General features: G+C 61.5%; 19 protein-coding genes. 12 read left to right on the forward strand and 7 right to left on the reverse strand.

The window, feature by feature from the left end:
- Positions 1 to 36: 36 nt before the first annotated feature.
- From ACFKSJ_RS08110 to ACFKSJ_RS08120, 3 genes are read right to left on the reverse strand one after another with little or no spacing between them, the layout of a single operon-like run.
- Complete coding sequence (locus tag ACFKSJ_RS08110) at positions 37 to 555, reverse strand: TspO/MBR family protein (protein WP_440949296.1); 519 nt, start codon at positions 553 to 555, stop codon at positions 37 to 39.
- Between the two features lie 37 nt (positions 556 to 592).
- On the reverse strand, positions 593 to 1,426 hold the full coding sequence (locus tag ACFKSJ_RS08115) for a sulfite exporter TauE/SafE family protein (RefSeq protein ID WP_440951416.1): 834 nt from the start codon (positions 1,424 to 1,426) through the stop codon (positions 593 to 595).
- 35 nt (positions 1,427 to 1,461) lie between these two features.
- Positions 1,462 to 3,879 carry a CDC48 family AAA ATPase gene (locus ACFKSJ_RS08120; protein WP_440949297.1) on the reverse strand — a complete coding sequence of 806 codons (2,418 nt, stop codon included), beginning with the start codon at positions 3,877 to 3,879 and terminating at the stop codon, positions 1,462 to 1,464.
- A 46-nt stretch (positions 3,880 to 3,925) separates the two neighbouring features.
- Between ACFKSJ_RS08120 and larC the strand changes: the two genes are divergently transcribed.
- Both larC and radB read left to right on the forward strand, forming a co-directional pair.
- Positions 3,926 to 5,116, forward strand: coding sequence for a nickel pincer cofactor biosynthesis protein LarC (larC, locus tag ACFKSJ_RS08125; RefSeq protein ID WP_440949298.1), 1,191 nt, complete (start codon positions 3,926 to 3,928; stop codon positions 5,114 to 5,116).
- Entirely contained in the window at positions 5,106 to 5,780 is a 675-nt protein-coding gene (gene radB, locus ACFKSJ_RS08130) for a DNA repair and recombination protein RadB (RefSeq protein WP_440949299.1), read from the forward strand. The genes larC and radB overlap by 11 nt, the downstream gene beginning before the upstream one ends.
- A 281-nt stretch (positions 5,781 to 6,061) precedes the next feature.
- On the opposite strand, the gene dapF is transcribed toward radB, so the two are convergent.
- Genes dapF through ACFKSJ_RS08145 form a run of 3 tightly spaced genes read right to left on the reverse strand, consistent with a single transcriptional unit; the run spans position 6,062 to position 9,110 of the window.
- A complete protein-coding gene (dapF, locus tag ACFKSJ_RS08135; RefSeq protein ID WP_440949300.1) occupies positions 6,062 to 6,898 on the reverse strand; it encodes a diaminopimelate epimerase in 837 nt (278 codons plus the stop codon).
- Positions 6,899 to 6,910: 12 nt separating this feature from the next.
- Positions 6,911 to 8,110 (reverse strand): RuBisCO large subunit C-terminal-like domain-containing protein, encoded by a 1,200-nt coding sequence (locus tag ACFKSJ_RS08140; RefSeq protein WP_440949301.1) that lies wholly within the window; start codon positions 8,108 to 8,110, stop codon positions 6,911 to 6,913.
- 43 nt (positions 8,111 to 8,153) lie between these two features.
- Positions 8,154 to 9,110 (reverse strand): ribose 1,5-bisphosphate isomerase, encoded by a 957-nt coding sequence (locus ACFKSJ_RS08145; RefSeq protein ID WP_440949302.1) that lies wholly within the window; start codon positions 9,108 to 9,110, stop codon positions 8,154 to 8,156.
- Positions 9,111 to 9,185: 75 nt separating this feature from the next.
- Between ACFKSJ_RS08145 and ACFKSJ_RS08150 the strand changes: the two genes are divergently transcribed.
- The 10 genes from ACFKSJ_RS08150 to ACFKSJ_RS08195 all read left to right on the forward strand — a co-directional run bounded on the left by ACFKSJ_RS08150 (position 9,186) and on the right by ACFKSJ_RS08195 (position 20,574).
- The gene (locus ACFKSJ_RS08150; protein WP_440949303.1) at positions 9,186 to 10,016 is read left to right on the forward strand and encodes an HAD family hydrolase; all 831 of its coding nucleotides are present in this window, start codon (positions 9,186 to 9,188) and stop codon (positions 10,014 to 10,016) included.
- 39 nt (positions 10,017 to 10,055) lie between these two features.
- Complete coding sequence (gene atwA, locus ACFKSJ_RS08155) at positions 10,056 to 11,690, forward strand: methyl coenzyme M reductase system, component A2 (RefSeq protein ID WP_440949304.1); 1,635 nt, start codon at positions 10,056 to 10,058, stop codon at positions 11,688 to 11,690.
- Positions 11,691 to 11,701: 11 nt separating this feature from the next.
- On the forward strand, positions 11,702 to 13,216 hold the full coding sequence (mmp3, locus tag ACFKSJ_RS08160) for a methyl-coenzyme M reductase-associated protein Mmp3 (protein ID WP_440949305.1): 1,515 nt from the start codon (positions 11,702 to 11,704) through the stop codon (positions 13,214 to 13,216).
- Entirely contained in the window at positions 13,213 to 13,686 is a 474-nt protein-coding gene (locus ACFKSJ_RS08165) for a methanogenesis marker 6 protein (protein WP_440949306.1), read from the forward strand. Before mmp3 ends, ACFKSJ_RS08165 begins: the two co-directional genes overlap by 4 nt.
- Position 13,687: 1 nt before the next feature.
- Positions 13,688 to 14,137, forward strand: a complete 450-nt coding sequence (locus tag ACFKSJ_RS08170) for a methanogenesis marker 5 protein (RefSeq protein WP_440949307.1) — start codon at positions 13,688 to 13,690, stop codon at positions 14,135 to 14,137.
- The gene (locus ACFKSJ_RS08175; protein WP_440949308.1) at positions 14,134 to 15,375 is read left to right on the forward strand and encodes a methanogenesis marker 15 protein; all 1,242 of its coding nucleotides are present in this window, start codon (positions 14,134 to 14,136) and stop codon (positions 15,373 to 15,375) included. The genes ACFKSJ_RS08170 and ACFKSJ_RS08175 overlap by 4 nt, the downstream gene beginning before the upstream one ends.
- Positions 15,376 to 15,378: 3 nt before the next feature.
- Complete coding sequence (locus tag ACFKSJ_RS08180; RefSeq protein ID WP_440949309.1) at positions 15,379 to 15,960, forward strand: methanogenesis marker 17 protein; 582 nt, start codon at positions 15,379 to 15,381, stop codon at positions 15,958 to 15,960.
- A complete protein-coding gene (locus tag ACFKSJ_RS08185; RefSeq protein WP_440949310.1) occupies positions 15,957 to 16,895 on the forward strand; it encodes a methanogenesis marker 7 protein in 939 nt (312 codons plus the stop codon). Before ACFKSJ_RS08180 ends, ACFKSJ_RS08185 begins: the two co-directional genes overlap by 4 nt.
- Positions 16,896 to 16,898: 3 nt before the next feature.
- Entirely contained in the window at positions 16,899 to 17,351 is a 453-nt protein-coding gene (locus ACFKSJ_RS08190; protein WP_440949311.1) for a carboxymuconolactone decarboxylase family protein, read from the forward strand.
- A 157-nt stretch (positions 17,352 to 17,508) separates the two neighbouring features.
- Positions 17,509 to 20,574 (forward strand): PAS domain S-box protein, encoded by a 3,066-nt coding sequence (locus tag ACFKSJ_RS08195; RefSeq protein WP_440949312.1) that lies wholly within the window; start codon positions 17,509 to 17,511, stop codon positions 20,572 to 20,574.
- Between the two features lie 23 nt (positions 20,575 to 20,597).
- Here the strand turns inward: ACFKSJ_RS08195 and ACFKSJ_RS08200 are convergent, their stop codons facing one another.
- Positions 20,598 to 20,798, reverse strand: a complete 201-nt coding sequence (locus tag ACFKSJ_RS08200; protein WP_440949313.1) for a helix-turn-helix transcriptional regulator — start codon at positions 20,796 to 20,798, stop codon at positions 20,598 to 20,600.
- Positions 20,799 to 20,817 lie beyond the last annotated feature (19 nt).

Here is a 20,817-nt window from a genome sequence, read left to right on the forward strand (position 1 = left end):
ATTGTGGTCAGTTGATGTATATTTATGTCAAAGGCGCTATTTAGTCATGCCTGTGTACGGAAACGGGACGTTCAACTGCAGGATGCCGAAGGTCAGGATCGATGCGAAGGTGACCCAGACGAGGTACGGGATCATCAGCAGACCTGCTGCAGGGGAGATCCTGTAGAACTGCCTGGTGGTGACGACGATCAGCACCCAGAGCAGCAGGATCTCGATGAACCCGCCGAGGATGGATCGGAAGCCGAAGAAGATCACCGACCAGAGGAGGTTGAGAACCAGTTGAAGGCCGTAGACCTTCAGGGCACCGTCGGCACGGGGATCCGTCTCCCGCTTCTGATAGATCAGGAACGAAGCGACCCCCATCAGGATGTACAGCACCGTCCAGGCCGGCCCGAAGAGCCAGTTCGGCGGGGCGAACCAGGGTCTGACGAGCGTGGCATACCAGGTCGGGATCGCTGATGTGGTGAAGATGGCACCGATCCCACCCGCCAGCAGTGGGAGGAGGATGAACCCTGCCAGGGTCAGCAGGGTCTTCAATCGGGATGAAGCGAACATAACCTCCCTACCACCTGCTGATACCTAATGATTCCGATCAGAGCGGGAGGCCGAGCCAGGAGAAGACGCCGAGCATCTTCAGTCCAAAGAAGCACATCACAAGGACCATCGCGGCCCGGAGCTGGATGCCCGAGATCCTGTGGGCCAGCAGGGCCCCGACCTGGGCCATCGGGATCGTCGCCGCGGCCAGAACCAGGGCGTTGATCAGGTTCACGTACCCGAGCGAGTACGGGGGGAGGCCGACCACTCCGAGGCCGTTGATGATGTACGAGAGAAGTCCCCCCGCAGAGGTGAAGAGGATGATCGGGGTGGAGGTGCCGACGGCATGACGGATCGGGAACTTTAAGATCACGACCATCAAGGGGACCATCAGGATCCCGCCCCCGATCCCGAGCAGCCCGGATATGAACCCGACTGGGATTCCCCAGAGCAGGTAGGTGCGCCGACTGTGGACGATTGTTGCCGTTTCGCAGGAGGGGAGGGCAGAGAAGTACATCCGGACTGCCCCAAGGATCAGCACCACCGCAAAGATAACCTCCAGCGGCCGGGCAGGGAGGTGGGTGGCCAGCAGGGCTCCACCGTACGAGACAACGGCGGCCGTGACTCCCATCCAGGCGACGGCGTCCCAGTGGATGCACTGCCGGCAGTGGTGGGCATAGGTGCCGCTGATGGCAGTCGGAAGGATCACAGCCAGGCTGGTTGCAAACGAGATCCTGATCGCGAGGTCGGCGGAGAGGCCGCTCGCGGTCAACAGCCAGTACTGGACCGGGACCAGGATGAAACCGCCGCCGACCCCAAAGAGACCGGAGGCTGTCCCGACCAGCAGGCCGGTCAGCAGCAGGGCGGCGAGAAAGAAGAACGTCAGTTCGATGGGATCACCAGAAAAAAGGGGGAGGTGTCCAGGGCCTACTGATACTCAGGGGGCTGGACTTCCTGCGGGAGGCCACCCTTGAAGAACTGCTGGATCTTCTGGTAGTAGTCCCGGACCCGCTGGTTCATCGTCGCATGCACCTTCGCCGCCGCTGCGGTGAAGTGGCGGGGAGACAGGACAGAGGCCCCGTCCCGGAGGGCAAACATCCCTGCCTCCCTGCAGAGGGCCTCGAGGTCAGAGCCGACGAACCCCTCGGTCTGCGCCGAGAGGGTGGCCATCAACTCGTCCCGGGCAGGGTCCTGCAGGACCAGCCGGCGGGAGACCAGATGCTCGACCAGCCGCCGCCGGAGGTCGACCCGGGAGAGGTTCTCTTTATTGTCCCTCGGGAGGCCGGCGAAGACGGCCTTCGCTTCCTCCAGAGTGAAGGTTTTGTCCCTGCCGAGGCGGTTCACGGCGGCCTCGATCTCCTGCTCGCCGATCCCCTCGATATCGACCATGAGGTCCTCCATCAGGGATCCTTCGATAGGCATCAGCCGGGTGTGGATCCCGAGGATCATCTTCCGATCATCCGGACGGGGCTCCCCGATATAAACGAGCCGATCGAACCGGCCGGGCCGGAGGAGGGCCGGGTCGACGATGTCGGGCCGGTTCGTGGCCCCCATCACAGCCACGTCCTTGAGTTCCTGCAGCCCATCCATCTCGGTCAGGATCTGGTTTAAGACGCTCTCGATCACATGCGAGTCGGATCCGCCTCCCCTCGTGGGGGCGAGTGCGTCCATCTCGTCGAAGAAGATCAGCGACGGGGCGACCTGCCGGGCCTTCTTAAAGACCTCCCGGACGGCCCGCTCGCTCTCGCCGACCCACTTGGAGAGGAGTTGCGGCCCGCGGACCGGGATGAAGTTGGCCCCGCTCTCATGGGCCGCGGCCTTCGCGATCAGCGTCTTGCCGGTGCCGGGCGGGCCGTACAACAGCACACCCTTCGGCGGCTCGATCCCGAGCATCTCGAACCGGGCACGGTCTGTCAGCGGATACTCGACCGCCTCCCTGACCTCCTGCTTGGCCGCATCGAGACCACCGACGTCCGCCCAGGTCACGTGCGAGACCTCAAGCATCACCTCCCGCATTGCACTCGGGCCGACATCCCGGTGGGCCGCCCGGAAGTCCCGGCTCTGGACCTCGAGCCGGTCGAGCACGTCCTCAGGGATCTCGTCGACCTCCAGGTCGATATCAGGCAGGTACCGCCGGAGTGCCCGAATCGCTGCCTCACGGGCCAGGGCGGCCAGGTCGGCGCCGACGAACCCGAAGGTCTGCTGGGCCAGATCGTCGACGTTCACATCAGGGGCGAGCGGCATCCCCCGGGTATGGATCTTCATGATTTCGGCCCGATCCGCTTCACCGGGCACCCCGATCTCGATCTCCCGGTCGAACCGGCCAGGACGGCGAAGGGCAGGATCGATCGCATCGACCCGGTTCGTGGCTCCGATCACCACAACCTCGCCCCGCTCCTCGAGCCCGTCCATCATCGTCAGCAGCTGGGCCACGACCCGCCGTTCCACCTCGCCGGTCACATCCTCACGCCTGGGTGCGATCGAGTCGAGCTCGTCGATGAAGATGATCGCCGGGGCGTTCTCGCGGGCCTCCTCAAAGACCTCGCGGAGCCGCTGCTCGCTCTCACCGTAGTACTTGGAGATCACCTCAGGCCCGGCGATCGCGATGAAGTGGGCACCGCTCTCGCTGGCCACCGCCTTGGCTATCAGTGTCTTGCCGGTGCCGGGCGGGCCGTACAGCAGCACACCCTTCGGCGGCTCGATCCCGAGCTTTCGGAAGAGTTCCGGGTGGCGCATCGGCAGCTCGATCGTCTCGCGGACCCGCTGCAGTTCATAACTGAGCCCGCCGATGTCCTCGTACGAGATCCGTTTCAACCCTTCAAACCCGGCGGCCGGCTTCTCGGAGAACTCGATCTCGGTGTTCCGGGTGATGATCACCGCCTCCTCCGGCTCGACGACGACCGCCTTGAAGGCGATGATCTGCGGCTGCATGAACGGGAACCCCTGCCTGATCGGAACCGAGTCGTTCTGCATCATCGGAAAGTCGATCAGCCCGTTGATCGCATGATCATAGTTGATCGGAATATTGTGCGGAAGATCCTCAGGTGGGGCCAGTACGACCCTTTTCGCCTCGATCTCCTCGGTGATGGAGGTAATCCTGACCCGGTCCCCGATGCTCACACCGGCATTGGCACGGGTCAGGTTGTCGATCCTGACCTTTCCCTGGTTCCAGTCGGTGACGAGAGCACGCCAGACCTTGGCGACGGTCTTACGCCTCCCCTCGATCATCACGATGTCCCCTGGCGAGACACGGAGCTGGAGCATCGTCTCCGGGTCCAGACGTGCCTTTCCGCCTCCCTGGTCCTCGGGATAGGCACTGTCCACCTTCAGATATATTTCCGGCATCACCTTAACCATCATATATTGTTGGATTTATAAGTACTGTTCAGATATGCGGGTACTCTTCTTTGACCCTCTGCACGGCGCAGCAGGGGATATGGTGACCGGGGCGCTGCTGGACTGTGGGGCAGACCAGGCCCTGGTCATGCAGGCGATGCGGTCGGTAGTCGGGGAACCGACCATCTCGATCGTGGACCGGGCCGGGATCAGGGCCGTCCACGTGGTCACCCATGCCGGCCCGGCTCCGCGGACGCTTGGGGAGGTGCTTGCAATCGTCAGAACAGCCGACGCACCGGATGAGGCGATCCGGATGGCCGAAGGGGTGTACCACCGGATCCATGCCGCCGAGTCGGAGATCCACGGGGACCATGCCCACTTCCACGAGGTCGGGGCCGACGATGCGATCGCTGATGTGATCGGTGCCTGCACAGCCCTGCACTCCCTCAACCCCGACGGTGTTGTGGTTCTCCCGGTGCTGCTCGGAACCGGCACGGTCGAAGGGGCACATGGGAGGTATCCCCTGCCGGCCCCGGCGACCCTGGCCCTGATCAGGGAGGGCGGACTCCTGGCCAGGTTCAGCGGCGAGGAGGGGGAGACCTGCACCCCGACCGGAGCCGCCCTGCTCGCAGCGTTCCAGACCATCTCCCGGCAGCAGGTGCCGTCGTTCCGGGTCGAACGGATCGGCTACGGGGCAGGGACCCGGAACCCGAAGGAGACCCCGAACGTGCTCAGGGCGATGCTCGTCGAGACCGAGGAGGCCGCCCCGGGGGACACGGTCGACCTGCTCGAGACGAATGTCGACGATGTGACCGGGGAGGTGCTGGCCCAGACCCTTCAGAACCTGATCGGTGCCGGTGCACGCGACGCCTCAGCCGCCCCGCTGCTGATGAAGAAGGGGCGGGCCGGGTACCTGGTCAGGGTGGTCTGCAGTCCGGATAAGAGCAGTGCCTTAGCCCGCCTGCTCGCCGAGGAACTCGGAACGCTCGGGGTCCGGTGCTCGCCGCTGGTCCACCGGTTCGTTGCAGAGCGGACGATCGAACCGATCAGCACCTGGATCCACGGGGAAGAGCGGGCGATCGATGTGAAGGTCGGCAGGATTGCGGGGAAGGTATATAGTGTGAAGGCAGAGTTTGATCAGGTGGCAGCCTGGGCGGACCACCTCGGAGTGCCGGTGCGGATCGTCGCCAGGCAGGTCGAGGAGGAGGCCTGGCGAGCGGTCAGGCGGAGCGACGATGGAGTATAAACTGAACAGTGGAAACAGCGACCTCGACCGGTTACTCGGCGGGGGGTACGAGCCGCGGATCATCACCCAGTTCTTTGGGGAGCCCGCCGGCGGAAAGAGCACGCTCTGCCAGATGGCCGCAGTATCATGCCTCAGATCAGGAAAAAAGGTCGTATACATCGATACCGAGGGATTCTCGACCGAGCGGTTCCGTCAGATCGCCGGGGATGAGACCGATGCCCTCGTCGAGAACCTCTTCCTCTTCGAACCCCTCGACTTCGAGGAGCAGGGGCTGATGATCGGGAACGCCGAGCAGGTGCTCACGTCTCAGGAAGGCGGCCTGATCGTGATGGACTCGGCGACAGCCCTGTACAGGACCGACCTGGAACGGGGGCAGGAAGCCCTGCGGGCGCTGACCCGGCAGATGGTCTGTCTGCTCGGCCTCTCCCGCAAGTACGACCTCCCGGTGATCATCACCAATCAGATCTATACAGACCCGGGAACGAACCGGGTCAGCGGCCTCGGTGGCAACGCCCTCGAACATATCTCCAAGGTGATCGTGCAGGTCGAGAAGACCGACAGACGCCGGCGGGCACGGCTGATCAAGCACCGTTCCAGGGAGGAGGGGGCGGTCCTCGACTTCATCATCACCCAGGACGGGATCAGCACCGTCGACCTCCCCTGATCGTTTTTTTTATAAAAGAATACCAGAAAATAGATTCGAAAACCTGACTGTTGATACATGCCAGGTCTTCTCAAATTCTGGTTCACCGGTAAGGGGAACCGGAAGTGAGAAGAGTCCGGAGGACTCTGCGAATATCCGGTTCACCCGTCAGGGGGAAGCGGATACGAGAAGAATCTGAAAGATTCTTCGAGGGTTTTTAAACGCACATAATCCAAGATAGACCAATCTCCGACTCTTTTGAGTCTACGATTGGTCACGGATGTTGCGTTCAACACTATAGTTCAGAAGGGGATCTCCCCGACAAAGACTGTCACCGCAGGTCCTTCCATCAGGGTCTCTTTGCCGAGCGTGATCCGGAGCGGCCCGCCGGCGGTCTCGACCGCGACATGGTCCCCGACGAGGCCGAGGTGGTGGGCGACGGCGGCCGAGGCGGTGGCACCGGTCCCGCAGCAGAGGGTCTCGTCCTCGACACCGCGTTCAAAGGTCCGGACACTGATCGCGTCCTTACCCGTCACCTGGACAAAGTTCACATTCGCCCCCTTCAAGAAGGAGGGGTGGTGCCGGATCTGGGGGGCGACCCCCCGGATATCCACCGCTGCGAGATCGTCGACGATCACAACGGCATGCGGGACACCGGTGTTGACTGCATGGACGGTCAGCCCTGCGATCGTCTGCTGGTAGACGCCTTCACCGGTGGCCGGGATCCCAGGACAGTCGAAGGCCGGGTCGGGCATCTGGATCTGCGCCATGAACGTGCCGTCATTATCGGTGGCGACGTGGACCGGGAGCAAACCGGCAAGGGTCTCAATGCTGCAGGTCTCTGTGAAGTAGCCCTGGTCGAACGCATACCGGGCAAAGCACCGGATCCCATTGCCGCACATCTCGGCTTCGCTCCGGTCCGGCTGGAAGATGCGCATCCGCAGATCGCCCTCTGTGCCCGTAGAGAGGAAGAGGACTCCATCAGCACCGACTCCGAACCGGCGGTCGCAGTACAGCTCCGCAAACTCGCCCTTCATCTCGTCGGGGATCAGGGTGCCCTTCATCTCGTCGATCAGCAGGAAGTCGTTGCCGTTGCCTTGCAGTTTACAAAAAGGGATTGAGATCGCTGTGTGTACCATACTGGTGTACTATTACGAGGTTCCCCACTTTTTAAGAGCCCGATCCAGTTCGTAATGATCCTTCGCATACTCAACCGTTGGGATCCCCTCCATGAACGCATCGACGGCCTGGCGCATTGCCCGTGCCCCGGCCGCGGTCCCGTCTGGATGGCCGTGGATCCCGCCGCCGGCCTGCAGGATCAGGTCGGTGCCGAGAACCCGGAGTTCGGTCTCGACCTTACCAGGGTGGAGGCCGCCGCTCGAGACCGGGAACATGGACTTCAGCCCGTAGCACCGGTCGGTGAGGGCCCGGTTGTCCCCGAGCAGTTCCTCTGCGTCGTGGCTCATCTTCCCGGAGACCGACCCGGTGTGGAGCTGGTCCCCGCCGAGCATCCGGACCAGTTTCGCAAAGGTCCGCATCGCGATCCCGTGCTCGGGGTTTCGGGTCATCGCGGCGTGCATGGTCCGGTGGACATGGATCGGGACATTGATCGATGGATCCTCGGCGAGGGCCTGTACTGCACTGAACCCGGCACTGATCACATCGACCATCAGCATATTGGCACCGAGCTCGACCGCCTCTTCGGCCCGTTCCAGGATCTTATCGGCCCTGGTGGTGACGTTCACCGCATAGAGCACATTCCGGCCGGTCTCAACCTTCGCCTCATCGAGCCTGGCCATCACTGCAGGGAGCCGCTCGAAGAGCGGGCAAAACCGCTGGTCGGTCAGGGTCTCGTCGTCCTTGATCAGGTCCACGCCCCCGATGGCGGCCTGGTAGGCCACCTCGGCCGTATCGGTCGGGTTCAGCCCCACCTTGGGCTTGATGATCGTGCCGACATGCGGCCGGCCCTGTGAACCAACCAGCCGGCGCACCCCCTCGATCCCGAACTTCGGCCCTGAGAAGACGACCAGCTCCTCCGGGAATTCAACGTCGAGCAGCCTGACCGCCTCGAGCCGGCCGAGGCCGAAGAGGTTCCCCGCCACCACGGAGAGGTACTGCGGGACATTCCCCGGCTCGAATATCTCAGTCGGATAGGTGATCCGGGTCAGGTACCCGGCACCTCGGGGCTCCACGCTCTCGACCGTCCCGTCCAGTTTACGGACGTACTCGGTGGTGGTCGATATATCGGTCCAGGTTCCGGTCGTCTCCTCCTCGCAGATCGCCTGGGCGGCCTGCTCTGGCGAGGTATCGGCACGGGGGCGGAAGTAGTAGATTGCAGTAACGTCAGACATACCCTCAGATCTCCTGTTGCGGCTTCTTTATCGGGAACGGGTATTATTCTTTCTGATCCGTCCTATGCGCAGGGCGGTCGAACTGCTCGATCGACCAGCCGAGGTGGTCCCTGATGATGATGTAGGCCATCTCAGGCGGGATCGCCCCCTCCTCGGTGATGATCAGGTCCACATAATCGGCAGGGGTCACATCGAAGGCCGGGTTTCGGACCCTGACATACGGGAGGGTCGAGGCGATCGAGGCGGCCAGCACCTCCTCCGCCGGCCGCTCCTCGATCTCGATCAGGTTCCCGAGGATCGTCAGCGGTGCGAACTTGTAGGTCTCTGCGGCTACCACCAGGTTCACGCGCGCCTCATGAGCCGCCAGGGCCATCTGGGCGGTCCCGATTTTGTTGACGACCGCCCCATTGACCGAGATGGCATCGGCCCCCACCACGACCAGGTCCACCTCGTTGATGAACGAACGGATCGCAGAGTCAACAATATAACTGGTCCTGATCCCGGCATCGTTCAGCGTCCTGATCGTGAGCAGCCCCTGGTTTCTCGGCCTGACCTCGGTGGCGTACACCTCGATCTCCTTCCCCTGCTGGTGGGCCGCCAGGATACAGGCCAGGGCGGCCTCTGAGTTGCAGTGGGTCATCACCACGTCCCCGTCCCGGATATGTCGGGCCCCGATCGCCGCGATCTGCTGCACAGCCTGCTCAGAGGAGGCGATGAACCCGGTAGCCGCGGTGATGATCCCCAACCGTGCCTCCTCGAGGGTCTGTGCAGCCCGGACGCCGGCCATCACCATGTGCACCGCGTTCGGCAGCGAGACCGCCGTCGGCCGGGTGGAGACGAGCAGGTCGGCGGCCCGCTCCATTTCGGCGACGAAAACATCCAGCTCAGTAGTCTGTACCGTTGCCACATGATCGGCGAGCGCCCCGGCAGCAGCACGAGCGATCCGGCCTGCACCCCGGATCTCCATCTGCCTGATCTGTTCTGCAGTAGAAACCAGCATCTTATATCCCTGCCAGTGAGATCAGTATGCACCAGATAAATATCTGGTCTTTGATTGAACGAATGAGGTGATGTGATGTCGATCGCCGTGGTATTTGACAGTGCCGGCACACTGCTCCGGACCTACAGGACTGCAAAGGATGTGACCACCGGGGAGGTGATCCCCCATGTGGAGACGACGAACCTGACCTTCTCCTCCGATGAACGGGTGCTGATCGCCCTGAACATCCACTCTAAGGAGGTGATCGACGCAGACCAGTCGATGCTCGTCTCAGCGTACCTGGTCGAGCACCAGATCGGGTTCGGGATCAGCTGCACCAGAAAGGTGCTGACCGCGGATGAGGTCGGAGAGGTGCTCTATTCCGACACTCATGCCAGAATCCGGGACCTGAGCGAGTGCATTCGGGACGTCTGGAACTGCTGCAGAAAGGAGTCGGTGCTGACGATCAACAGCGGAGTGATCATCAATATGGGATTACCCGGGATCGAGTTCACCCTGACTGTCGGTGGCCGGCCGTTCTCCGGGGCGAAGGAGACGATCACGATGCTCCACCAGATGGGGGTACCGACCTATATCGCCTCAGGCGACCGGGTGACCAAGCTCGAACGGATGGCCGACTACCTCGGCATCCCCAGGGACCGGGTCTACGGGGTCGCGACCCCCTCAGTCAAGGCCAGGATCGTCGAAGACCTGAAACAGGAGTACGACACCGTGGTGATGGTCGGCGACGGGATCAACGACATCGCAGCGATGAAGAAGGCGGACTATGCGGTGCTGACCGGGCAACAGCCGGGCGAACGGCCGAAGCGGCTGTATGAAGCCGCCGACCAGGTGATCGCCGAGGTCCGCGAGGTGGTGCCGATTGTACAGCGCCTGCAGATCCGGTCCGGACAATATAAAAGGTAATATGATCTGACTGCTCAACTAGATACAAGGACGTAGTGCATGACCCCATTGATCACGATTCAGGACCTCTGCATGGATTTTGAAGGGAAACGTGTCTTGGACAACATCAGTTTCTCTCTCGCAGAGGCAGAGATAGTTGGGATTATCGGTCGCAGCGGTGCCGGTAAGACAGTGCTGATGCATCTGATCCGGGGCGTCGATCAGCCCCCGACGAGCGGTTCTATCATCTATCATATCGCCCGATGTGACCACTGCGACTATGTCGACGTCCCGTCCAGAGCCGGCTCTGCCTGTCCGCACTGCGGGGACATCATGCAGGCACAGGACGTCGACCTCTGGGCCCCGGAGAACGAGGCCCTCAAACGTCGGATCATGAGCCGGACGGCGATCATGTTCCAGCGTTCCTTTGCCCTGTACGGCAATGACCGTGTGATCGAGAACGTCCTCCATGCCCTCGACGACATCGACTATCCCTCCGAGAAGGCGGTCGGCCGTGCAGCCGACCTGCTCGACGAGGTCCGGCTCTCGCACCGGATGATGCACATCGCCCGGGACCTCTCGGGTGGCGAGAAGCAGCGGGTGGTGCTGGCCCGTCAGCTGGCCAGGGAACCGTACCTGCTGCTGGCCGACGAGCCGACCGGGACGCTGGACCCGGAGACCGCCGGGGTCGTCCATGCGATGCTGAAGGCCTCGGCCGAGTCGGGCGAGATGGGGATGATCGTCACCTCCCACTTCTCGTCGGTGATCGAGGACGTCGCAGACCGGGCGATCCTCCTCGCTGATGGAAAGATCTCTGTCATCGGAACGCCCAAAGAGGTGATCAACACCTTCATGAAGGACTACTCTGATGTGGAGCAGTTCGAACAGGTGACGATCGGGGAGAAGATCCTGACGGCCCGTGATGTCGAGAAGCGGTACATCTCGGTGGACCGCGGGGTGGTCCGGGCCGTCAACGGGGTCTCGTTCGATGTATCACGCGGCGAGATCTTCGGGATCATCGGCAAGAGCGGGGCCGGCAAGACCACCCTTTCAAGGATCATCGCCGGGGTGATCGAGCCGACCGCCGGGGAGATGAATATGAAGGTCGGGGACGAATGGATCGATATGACCAAGCCGGGGATCGAGTTCCGCGGCAGGGCGAAGAGTTACATCGGACTCCTCCATCAGGAGTACGACCTCTTCCCGCACCGGACCGTCCTCGACAACCTGACCGATGCGATCGGCCTGGAGTTCCCGAAAGAACTGGCGATGCGCAAAGCGGTCGTGACCCTCAAGATGGCAGGGTTCACTGAGGCCAAGAGTAAGGAGATCCTCGACCGGCTACCCGGTCACCTCAGCGAGGGAGAACGGCACCGCGTCGCCCTTGCACAGGTGCTGATCCGCGAACCGTCCCTCGTGATCCTGGACGAACCGACCGGAACGATCGACCCGATCACAAAACTCGATGTCAAACACTCGATCTTACATGCCCGCGAGGGGATCGATGAGACCTTCGTCATCGTCTCCCACGACATGGACTTTGTCAGGGATATTTGCGACAGAATCGCCCTGATGCGGGGCGGCAAGATCATCGAGATCGGGGAGACCAGTGCGGTGCTGGCACACCTGACCGAAGACGAACGCCAGGTGATGAGCCAGCCGGGCAGCCAGACTGGAGGCCAGTCCGGCCAGTGAAAGAGGAACGTATGGGATCGATCCTTCTGGACGGAGTCAGGACAGAGATCACCGGGACGACGAAACTCGGCGATCTGCTCCCAGACCATGACATATCCACCGTTGTCGGTGTGATACGCCCGGGCACGCTTGCACAGGAGACCACCAAAAACCTGCAGGTCAGGACGACCAGTGGCGAGATCGTCGCCGAGATGCTGGCCGATCCCACCCGGTTCCTGGCCATAGGAATCCTCCCCCTCCACTATGCCGACCGGAACAGTGCGGCTTTCGGACCGTTTGTTTCAGAATTGGCGCCAGAGAGGCGGCCACACCTGTACGAGCGGGGAGACCTGATCCTCGGCTGCGTGGGCTATAACCCTGCACAGTCCCACCTGGTCTTCTCCAGGACCCGGCACACCGCAGACCACGGGGCAGCGGCAGGCGGCGGTGTGATTGGCAGGGTCGTCAGCGGCAGGGGGGTGCTGGACCGGTGGACCACCGGAGACCATATCGAGGGGATCAGCCCGATCCTCTCCTGGGCCGATACGAGCCGATCGTTCACGACCCATGACCCCGCCCTCCTTCTCGAGGACGGGATGGCCATCATCACCCACATCGAGGTGACTGCCGAGGGGTATGACCCCGACGGGATCAGCACCCAGACCGCAACCTCGGTCGAGCATCTGCTGCTGGCCCTGGACGACGGATACCTGACTGCTGACCGGGTGGCCTCCACCCACATCAGGGACGAGCGGATGGCCGGCACCCAGGTTACTTCTGAACATACGAAGGGAAGGCGGGAAGGGACGGTCACCGTCCGGACCAGGGGAAGCGGTTCCGGCTGCATCTACATCTACAAGGAGGACGTGCCCGGGATCGCCAGCCATTCGGTCGTCGGGCAGGTCACCCACGGCATCGAACTGGTCAAACTCGCAAAGGCCGGGGAGCGGGTGGCGATCCAGGTGACGCCCCCGCGGTTCGACATGCTCGGCAGATCGCTGACAGAGGCGATCAGCAGTGGCAGGGCTCGCGGTCTGAAGGTGACCGCCGACAGTGAAGAGCCCGACCGGGTGGTGATCGCCCAGACCCCACCGACCACCCTCGAGGTGCTGGCTGCCGGAGAGGTCGCGTTTCAGACGGTCGCACTCTCGCAGGTGATCGACCTGGTCCTCGACGACCAGCACGCCCCGACCTCGACCGCCATCTTCCGGCGGCTGACCGGCCTCTTCTGGCATGACATCGGCACCCTGCCGCTCTTCTTCATGTTCGAGGATGTCTACCTCTTCAAGCCGAAGATCCCAACCAGGGTTTCGATCAACCCGGAGAACATCCCGGTGGGGAGTGCCCCGGCAGCAGCGCTTGGGCTGACCAACGATGCCCGGAAAGGGGCCGGAATGGTCGGTATACGGTTGAGTGAAAATTCAGAGTTCGGGCCGACCTCCGAACCGTTCGACGGGACCAACCTGATCGGCACGGTCATCGGCATCGATAAACTCAAAGCTCTCAAAGAAGGGCAAATCGTCTATATACGGGAGGCGAGGCGATGACAGAGTATGTTCCGCTCTATCCGGGGTCCGTTACCAAGTATGTGTTTGTGGAATCCGCTGACACCACTCCTGCAGAACTGGCCCAGCGGGCCTATGAGATCTCCGAGGGCGTGATGATCAAGGAGACCTGCTTTGGGCTGCAGATCACCGGGGATGAGGGTGAGGTCGAGAAGGTGATCGCGGTCCTCCGGACCGTCGACCCGACCCATATCTTCGTCAAGGACCGGGGGTTCCCGCCAGGTGATCACCGCCGGTGCAGGGCGAACCTCGGCGGGGCACGCCCGGGTTACTATGGCCATGAGAACGAGATGAGGCTGGTCCGGTTCATCGCAAAGGGCATCGCCGCCCTGGATGACAGAAAGCCGGCCGCCACCGACCAGCAGAAGAAGCACAGTGAACAGAAGACCGGTTCTGATGACGAGCCGCTCGATATCGATACATTCCGAAATATCATCAACCAGGAGTCCTAGAATGGCCAAGGTATTCATCTACCCCGCAACAAGCCTGATCCTTTCAGATCTGGTCGCACGGTGGGGGCACAAGCCGCTCGGCGCAGCCCTCGCCATCAGGGAACGCATCCAGACCGCAGGGGTGGAGTCCCCGCCGCTGCAGATCACCCCCGAGGAACCAAAAAAAGGGCTCCGGTATGCAGCCGTCGAGGTCCCCTCCGGGGTCCGGGGGCGGATGTCGCTGTACGGCCCGATGATCGACGAGGCCGATGCAGGAATCATCGTCAATGAAGCTGACTTTTCGTTCGGGTGCATGGGCTGCGCCCGAACCGATGAACTGATCAAGTTCCTCCTTCACAAGAGAAAGATGCCCCTGCTCGAACTGAAGTATCCGAAGAACGAGGACGAAGGGATCCAGTTCGTCAGGGCGGTCAGGGAGTTCCTCGAATCGTTGCCAGGAGGATCGGCATGAGCCAGCCGGTCAGGATCGCCCAGCTCTCGTGCGGGGCCGAGTACTCAGGGGTGCAGAAGGAGATCGAGGATGCCGCCCATGCTGTGGATGCCGAGATCTTCTTCCCTGACATCAAGCTCGCCGACATCAAGAAGTCGTTCACCGAGTTCGGCCTCGATGTCCGGAGCGCCGACTTAAAACTCGCCATCGCCAGGGCCAGGGCGCTGGTCGACGGGCAGGTCGAGGCGGACGCGGTCTTCATTGCGACCTGCTTCCGCTGTGCCGAGGCCGCCATCGTCAGGAACGAACTGAGGCGGTATATCCATGAGAACTCGCACCTGCCGGTGGTCAGTTACTCGTTCACCGAGCGGACCACGTCGGGGACGCTGCTGACCAGGATGGAGGCGCTGACCACCATCGCTCGGAGGCGGGCCCTGCTGGCGAGGGAGCGGCAGGAAGGGATCACCCTCGGCCTGGACAGCGGGTCGGCCACGACCAAGGCTGTAATCATGAAGGACAACGAGATCATCGGCACTGGTTGGAGGCCGACGACCGAGGTGCAGAAGAGTGCCGATGACGTGGTCGCCCTGGCTCTCGAAGAGGCCGGGATCAAGATGGACGATATCCAGGCGATCGGATGTACCGGCTACGGGCGGTTCCTGATCGGGGCCTCCTTCAAGGCCGACCTGATCCAGGAGGAGCTGACCGTCAACTCCAAAGGAGCCGTCTACCTGGCCGACAGGCAGCACGGGTTTGCGACGGTGATCGACATCGGGGGGATGGACAACAAGGCGATCACGGTCCAGGACGGGATCCCGGGTGTCTTCACGATGGGCGGGATCTGTGCCGGCGCAAGCGGTCGTTTCCTGGAGATGACGGCAAAACGGCTCGGTGTGGATATCACCGAACTCGGGCCGCTGGCGATGAAAGGGTTCGGTGCGAAGGTGCCGATGAACAGTTACTGTATCGTCTTCGGGACGCAGAGCCTGGTGAACGCCCTGGCCGCCGGCTCGCGGCCTGAGGATGTGGCCGCTGCAGCCTGCCACTCGGTCGCCGAGCAGGTCTATGAACAGCAGCTGCAGGAGGTGGACATCAAAGAGCCGGTGATCATGGTCGGCGGCACCTCCCTGATCGAGGGGCTGGTCCATGCGATGGGCGAACTGCTCCAGACCGAGGTGCTGGTCCCGAAGTATTCGCAGTACATCGGGGCCGTCGGGTCTGCACTGCTCGCCTCCGGGTTCATCGAGAAAGGAGCGTAAAGAATGGCGGGTCTTGAGTACTTCGAGGTCGAGTCGACCGAACCGGACGGGGGCGCAGCCTACAAGGAGATCGCCGCGGACGTGCTCCTCGACCACAACCTGGTCAGGGTGATCGAGAAACTGCGCATCTATATCGATCCGGAGATCCCGATCTTCATCGCGGTCGGCGTGCTCAGGAGACTGCCGACCGAGGTGCACCTCCGCGACTTCTCCTCGGTTACGGTCGAGGGGCAGACCGCGACGATCGCCATCGGAGACGAGACCTACCTGGCTCCCTTGCTCGACATCCTCTGGGAGAAGTATGGAAAGCCGGCCGTCGACCAGCCAGACCGGTTCAACATCACGATCACGGCCGACCGGCCGGTCGACCCGAACCTGCAGGACTTGATCGTCAAGGACCCGAGCGAGACGCTCTTTAAGGATCTGATCTACGCAATGACCAATATCGCCCCTGAGGGGTTCAAGGTGCGCAGAGAACGGTACGGCGGCGATCGGTTCTCGTACATGGCGAGCGAGAACACGCTCCTGGCTGCGGCCGACGACCTGCTCAACGAACAGTGGGCCAGGATGGGGGAGCACCCATGATCCTGGTCCCGGTCACCTACAAGGGCGGGGTCTACCGGCACGACGAGATCGTCGATCTGATCGAGGACCTGGGCGGATATGTGATCCAGAAGCACCTGATCGCGACCGAGGTGGTGCTGCTGGCGCTCGTCCCGAAGGAGGACATCGAACTGATCCGACAGATCGGAAAACCGCTGATGGGGGAGGTGACCGAATCTCCGCTGGTCGGCACCGAGATCGCCATCGTGACCCCGTCCCTCGAGATCCATCATCTGCCCCACCCTGCCTGCGACATCGCCGAGTATGTGAGAAGGCTCGGGGCCAAGTCCAACATGATCGGCCTCGCCCGGGGCTTCGGCAAGCGGATCGCGATGCTGAACGACGAAGAGCGGGACGTGATCAACGAACACGACATCGCGGTCTACCTGCTCGGCAACTTCGAGAACTGTATCAAGAAGAAACTGCCGGTTCTCAGGCGCGGCATCAAGGTCCCGATCGTCCTGACCGGGAGACCGAGCCGGGAGGCTCTGGAACGGATCGCCGATCCGCCGGTGGCCGGCTATGTCGGAGATATCGGGCGGTTCATGCACAGGACCAGGGAGGCCGATGAACTGGGGAAGCTCGATACGGTCGTCGCCGAGGTCACCCGGGTGCTCGACGAACGGCGGGCAGAGATCGCGAAGGATCCGCTCTCGATCTCGCCGGCACGGCTGATGGCCGTCATCAACGAGAAGGTGCCCGAGATCAGAGAGGTGACCTCTCCGACGCCGATCACCGTGCAGATCGCGGCACTCAGGGTGAAACTCCCGTACGATACGTTTGCAAGCCGACTGAGGGAACTGGAGCTGGAGGACGGGATCACGCTCGGCTCGATCGCCACGATCGAGCCCTCCCGGATGCGGGACTACATGATGGTCAGGATCCTGCCGTTCTCTGAGACCAACTGTATGGTGTGAAAGATGGCAAAAGAGACGTTTGAAGAACTGTTGCAGGGGATCGCCGACAACGGCGCAGAGCAGACCTGCGAGAACTGGATGAAGGACATCGAGCAGGAGTACGGGAAGGTGCCGCTGATCTTTCGCCGGATGGCGGAACGGCCGGAGGTGCTCATCTCGCACCTGCTCTATAAGGGGACAGTGGCGGAGACGAGTACGCTGGACCCGAAGTATGTCGAACTGATCTGTCTCGCTGTCGGGGCGGCCCTGAAGTGCACCCACTGCACCGGATACCACATGCAGGCCGCTCTGAAGATGGGGGCGAGCCGGGAGGAGATCCTCGAGGTGGTGCTGCTCGCGGGGCTGATCTCCAATTCGTCGGTGCTGGCCAATGCCTATCGTGTGATCGATGACAAACTCGAGCGGTGCATCCCCTGCGACAACAAGGGTGTCGCCTGTCCAAGGCCAGGCGAGTGAGAACTGGCCGGGAGAGATGTTTTCCTGCTGATCCGATCATCTCCCGATTTTCGTTTAACCTTATTTTTCAAGACCGGGACTCCCGGCAGGGTCAGGACTCCCCATGACCATCAATATATAACATCAGCGTGCATCGACCCATGTCTGGGTGCATCCGATGTACAGTGTCCTCTATGTCGATGACGAACCGGCCCTCCTCGAGATAGCGAAACTGATCCTCGAACAGCAGGGAGAGTTCACCCTGGCCACGATCACCTCGGCGATAGAAGCCCTGACCATGATGCAGGAGACCAGGTTCGATGCGGTCGTTGCCGATTACCAGATGCCAGGGATGGACGGTATCGTCTTTCTCAAGAAGACCCGGGCGATCTTCGGGGATCTTCCCTTCATCCTCTTCACCGGAAAGGGAAGGGAGGAGGTGGTCATCGAGGCGATCAACAATGGGGCCGATTCGTATATCCAGAAGGGGGGAGACCCACGATCGCAGTTCGCCGAACTGGCCCATAAGATCAAAAACGCCGTCGAACGGAAGCGTATCGGGGATGCACTGAAACAGGACGAGATCCGCTTTGAAACGCTCGTGACCTTCCACCAGATGGCTCTGGCGCCACTTCGGGAGTTGATGACCTTTGCCATAGAGAAGGCCGTGGTGATCACCGCCAGCTCTGTTGGATATCTCGCCTTTGTCAACGACGATGAGACGGTGATGACGATGCACGCCTGGTCAGCAGAGGCGATGAAGGAGTGTGAAACCCCAACAAAACCTCTCGAATACCCCGTAGAGTCGACCGGGTTGTGGGGAGAGGCTATCCGGCAGCGCCGTCCTGTGATCACCAACGACTATGCAGCCCCCAGTCCACTCAAACGGGGATTCCCCACAGGGCATGTCCCCATCACCCGGCACATGAACATTCCGGTCTTCGATGGCGCCCACATCGTAATGGTGGCCGGGGTCGGCAATAAACGGACCGAGTATGATGATCGGGATGTACGGGAACTCTCGCTGCTGATGCACGGCCTCTGGAATGTCATCAAAGAGCGCAGAGCCGAAGAGTCGCTCCGGAAGAGCGAAGAGCAGTACAGGCTGCTCGCTGAGAATTCTCTCGACGTGATCTTTCACATTTCTGTTCCGGATGGTCGGTACGAGTATGTGAGCCCTGCATCCCGGACCCTGTTCGGATATAGCCCGGAAGATTTTTATCAGAATCCTCTGTTGCAACAATCGATCGTTCATCCTGCATGGCAGGATTATTTCAGGCAGATGTGGATGAGGCTCCTTGCAGGGGACATCCCCCCCTCCTATGAGTTCCAGATTGTGCATAAATCCGGAGAAGTCCGGTGGATGAACCAGCGGAATACGTCGATAAAAAACAAGGAAGGCAGTCTGATCGCCGTCGAAGGGGTCGTCACCGACATCACCGAGAACAAGCAGGCTGAAGAAGCCCTGCGCCGCTCAGAGTCCAGGTATCGGAGACTGTACGAGAGCATGCAGGATGCGTACGTTGTTGTCGATATGACCGGTCGGATCCAGGAATTCAATTCGGCCTACCGGGAGATGCTGGGATACTCAGAGGAGGAGTTATCCACCCAGACCTACCGGGACCTGACCCCGAAGCAATGGCATGCCTATGAACAACAGATCATCAACGACCAGATCCTCCTCCGGGGTCATTCGGATACCTATGAGAAGGAGTACCAACGGAAGGACGGCACAATCTTTCCGGTAGAATTGCGCACATTCCTGGTCAGGGATGAAGCAGGCCGGCCATCAGGGATGTGGGCGCTCATCAGGGACATCTCCGAACGGAAACGGGCGGAAGAACTTCTCCGATTGAATGAAGCCCGATTGCGGAGGGCCCAAGAGATCGGACATACCGGTAGCTGGGAGTTCGATCCGGCAACCGGGAAGATCCGGGCATCTGAAGAGGCGTTCACGATCTTCGGACTTCACCCCTTGACGGACGAGCTGCCGATCGATCTGATCGAAGCCTGTATTTCGGAACGGAGGAGGGTGCACCAGGCACTCGTCGACCTGCTCGCCGAGGGTACGCCCTATGATCTCGAATACTCCATCGATCCTGCAGATGGCGCTCCTCAGCGGTTCATCACCTCTGTCGCAGAGATTGTCCGGGATGAGGCAGGAAGGCCGAAGAGAGTCATCGGGGTGATCCGGGACATCACCGAACAGAAGAAGATGGAGGACGCTCTCCGCAAAAGTGAAGAACGCTATCGAAACCTTGTGGATAACCTGCCCGAGTACCTGATCGTCCACCGGGACGGCATCATCCTGTACGCAAACCGGGCCATAGCCGAGGTGGCCGGCGTGGCCCAGCAGGACCTGATCGGCCGGCATCTCCTGGACTTCATCGCCCCTGAAAGCAGGGAACTGGTACAGGGCAATATCCAGAGACGGATGCTGCGGGAGGCCATCCCGATCTACGAAGCGGCGCTTCTGGTTAAAGAGGGCGAGAAGAAGATCGGGAGCATCAATGCCACGGGGATCACATTCATGGGGGAGCCAGCATTTCTGGCCGTGGTCACCGACATCACCGAGCGCAAACGGGCAGAGGAGGGGCTGCGGCAGGCGAATCGGCAGCTCACCCTGCTCTCCGGCATCACCCGGCATGATATCCTCAACATGGTCACCATCATCCTCGGATACCTCGGGATCGCAGAGATGATATCTCCGGATCCCACCCTGAACGAGTACTTCAGAAGGATGGAGACGGCAACCAGGACGATCCAGTCCCAGATCGAATTCACCCGGATCTACCAGGATCTCGGCACCCACGAACCGCAGTGGCAGTTGCTCAGTGCCGTCCTGCATCGTCTGCACCTGCCTCCAGAAGTCACCCTGATCCTCGATCTGCAGGACGTCCTGATCTTCGCAGACCTGATGTTCGAACGAGTCTTCTTCAATCTCCTCGACAACTCCATCAGGCACGGCCAGCGGGTGACCGAGATCACGGTATCGGTCCATCAGGTGGGAGAGGATCTGGCGATTGTGTGGGAGGACAACGGGGCCGGCATCCCTGCAGAGGTGAAGGACCGGATCTTCGACCGCGGATTCGGGGAGAATACCGGGCTCGGACTCTTCCTTGTCCGCGAGATCCTGTCGATCAGCGGTATCACTATCAGAGAGACCGGCGATGCGGGGAGCGGGGCACGGTTCACGATCACGGTGCCAAGAGGGACGTACCGGTTCGTACATGAGACCGCATGACCTCCCTCTCCGGGGTCTCGTGCTTATTCATTCTCCTCGAAGATGAAGAGGTCGTCGATCGTGGCATGCAGGGCCACGGCGACGTCATGGGCGAGTTTGAGCGAGGGGTTGTACTTTCCCTGCTCGAGGAAGACGATCGTCTCCCGTCGCACCCCGACTCTTCTGGCCAGATCGTCCTGGGTCAGGCCGACCCGCACCCGATACTCTTTTATTCTGGTCTGCATGGTTGCACCCCAGATGCCA

The organism is Methanosphaerula subterraneus, from assembly GCF_052055875.1.
In the GTDB taxonomy this organism is placed as follows: Archaea; Halobacteriota; Methanomicrobia; order Methanomicrobiales; family Methanospirillaceae; genus Methanosphaerula; species Methanosphaerula subterraneus.

What these genes read in the sequence shown, in the direction of transcription:
- ACFKSJ_RS08145 (WP_440949302.1), bottom strand. Translation starts at nt 9,110, where the DNA reads ATGCTGGTTTCTACTGCAGAACAGATCAGGCAGATGGAGATCCGGGGT.
- dapF (WP_440949300.1), bottom strand. Translation starts at nt 6,898, where the DNA reads ATGGTACACACAGCGATCTCAATCCCTTTTTGTAAACTGCAAGGCAAC.
- ACFKSJ_RS08185 (WP_440949310.1), top strand. Translation starts at nt 15,957, where the DNA reads ATGATCCTGGTCCCGGTCACCTACAAGGGCGGGGTCTACCGGCACGAC.
- ACFKSJ_RS08170 (WP_440949307.1), top strand. Translation starts at nt 13,688, where the DNA reads ATGGCCAAGGTATTCATCTACCCCGCAACAAGCCTGATCCTTTCAGAT.
- ACFKSJ_RS08190 (WP_440949311.1), top strand. Translation starts at nt 16,899, where the DNA reads ATGGCAAAAGAGACGTTTGAAGAACTGTTGCAGGGGATCGCCGACAAC.
- ACFKSJ_RS08110 (WP_440949296.1), bottom strand. Translation starts at nt 555, where the DNA reads ATGTTCGCTTCATCCCGATTGAAGACCCTGCTGACCCTGGCAGGGTTC.
- ACFKSJ_RS08120 (WP_440949297.1), bottom strand. Translation starts at nt 3,879, where the DNA reads ATGCCGGAAATATATCTGAAGGTGGACAGTGCCTATCCCGAGGACCAG.
- ACFKSJ_RS08200 (WP_440949313.1), bottom strand. Translation starts at nt 20,798, where the DNA reads ATGCAGACCAGAATAAAAGAGTATCGGGTGCGGGTCGGCCTGACCCAG.
- ACFKSJ_RS08175 (WP_440949308.1), top strand. Translation starts at nt 14,134, where the DNA reads ATGAGCCAGCCGGTCAGGATCGCCCAGCTCTCGTGCGGGGCCGAGTAC.
- ACFKSJ_RS08165 (WP_440949306.1), top strand. Translation starts at nt 13,213, where the DNA reads ATGACAGAGTATGTTCCGCTCTATCCGGGGTCCGTTACCAAGTATGTG.
- ACFKSJ_RS08195 (WP_440949312.1), top strand. Translation starts at nt 17,509, where the DNA reads ATGTACAGTGTCCTCTATGTCGATGACGAACCGGCCCTCCTCGAGATA.
- ACFKSJ_RS08180 (WP_440949309.1), top strand. Translation starts at nt 15,379, where the DNA reads ATGGCGGGTCTTGAGTACTTCGAGGTCGAGTCGACCGAACCGGACGGG.
- mmp3 (WP_440949305.1), top strand. Translation starts at nt 11,702, where the DNA reads ATGGGATCGATCCTTCTGGACGGAGTCAGGACAGAGATCACCGGGACG.
- atwA (WP_440949304.1), top strand. Translation starts at nt 10,056, where the DNA reads ATGACCCCATTGATCACGATTCAGGACCTCTGCATGGATTTTGAAGGG.
- ACFKSJ_RS08150 (WP_440949303.1), top strand. Translation starts at nt 9,186, where the DNA reads ATGTCGATCGCCGTGGTATTTGACAGTGCCGGCACACTGCTCCGGACC.
- ACFKSJ_RS08140 (WP_440949301.1), bottom strand. Translation starts at nt 8,110, where the DNA reads ATGTCTGACGTTACTGCAATCTACTACTTCCGCCCCCGTGCCGATACC.
- radB (WP_440949299.1), top strand. Translation starts at nt 5,106, where the DNA reads ATGGAGTATAAACTGAACAGTGGAAACAGCGACCTCGACCGGTTACTC.
- larC (WP_440949298.1), top strand. Translation starts at nt 3,926, where the DNA reads ATGCGGGTACTCTTCTTTGACCCTCTGCACGGCGCAGCAGGGGATATG.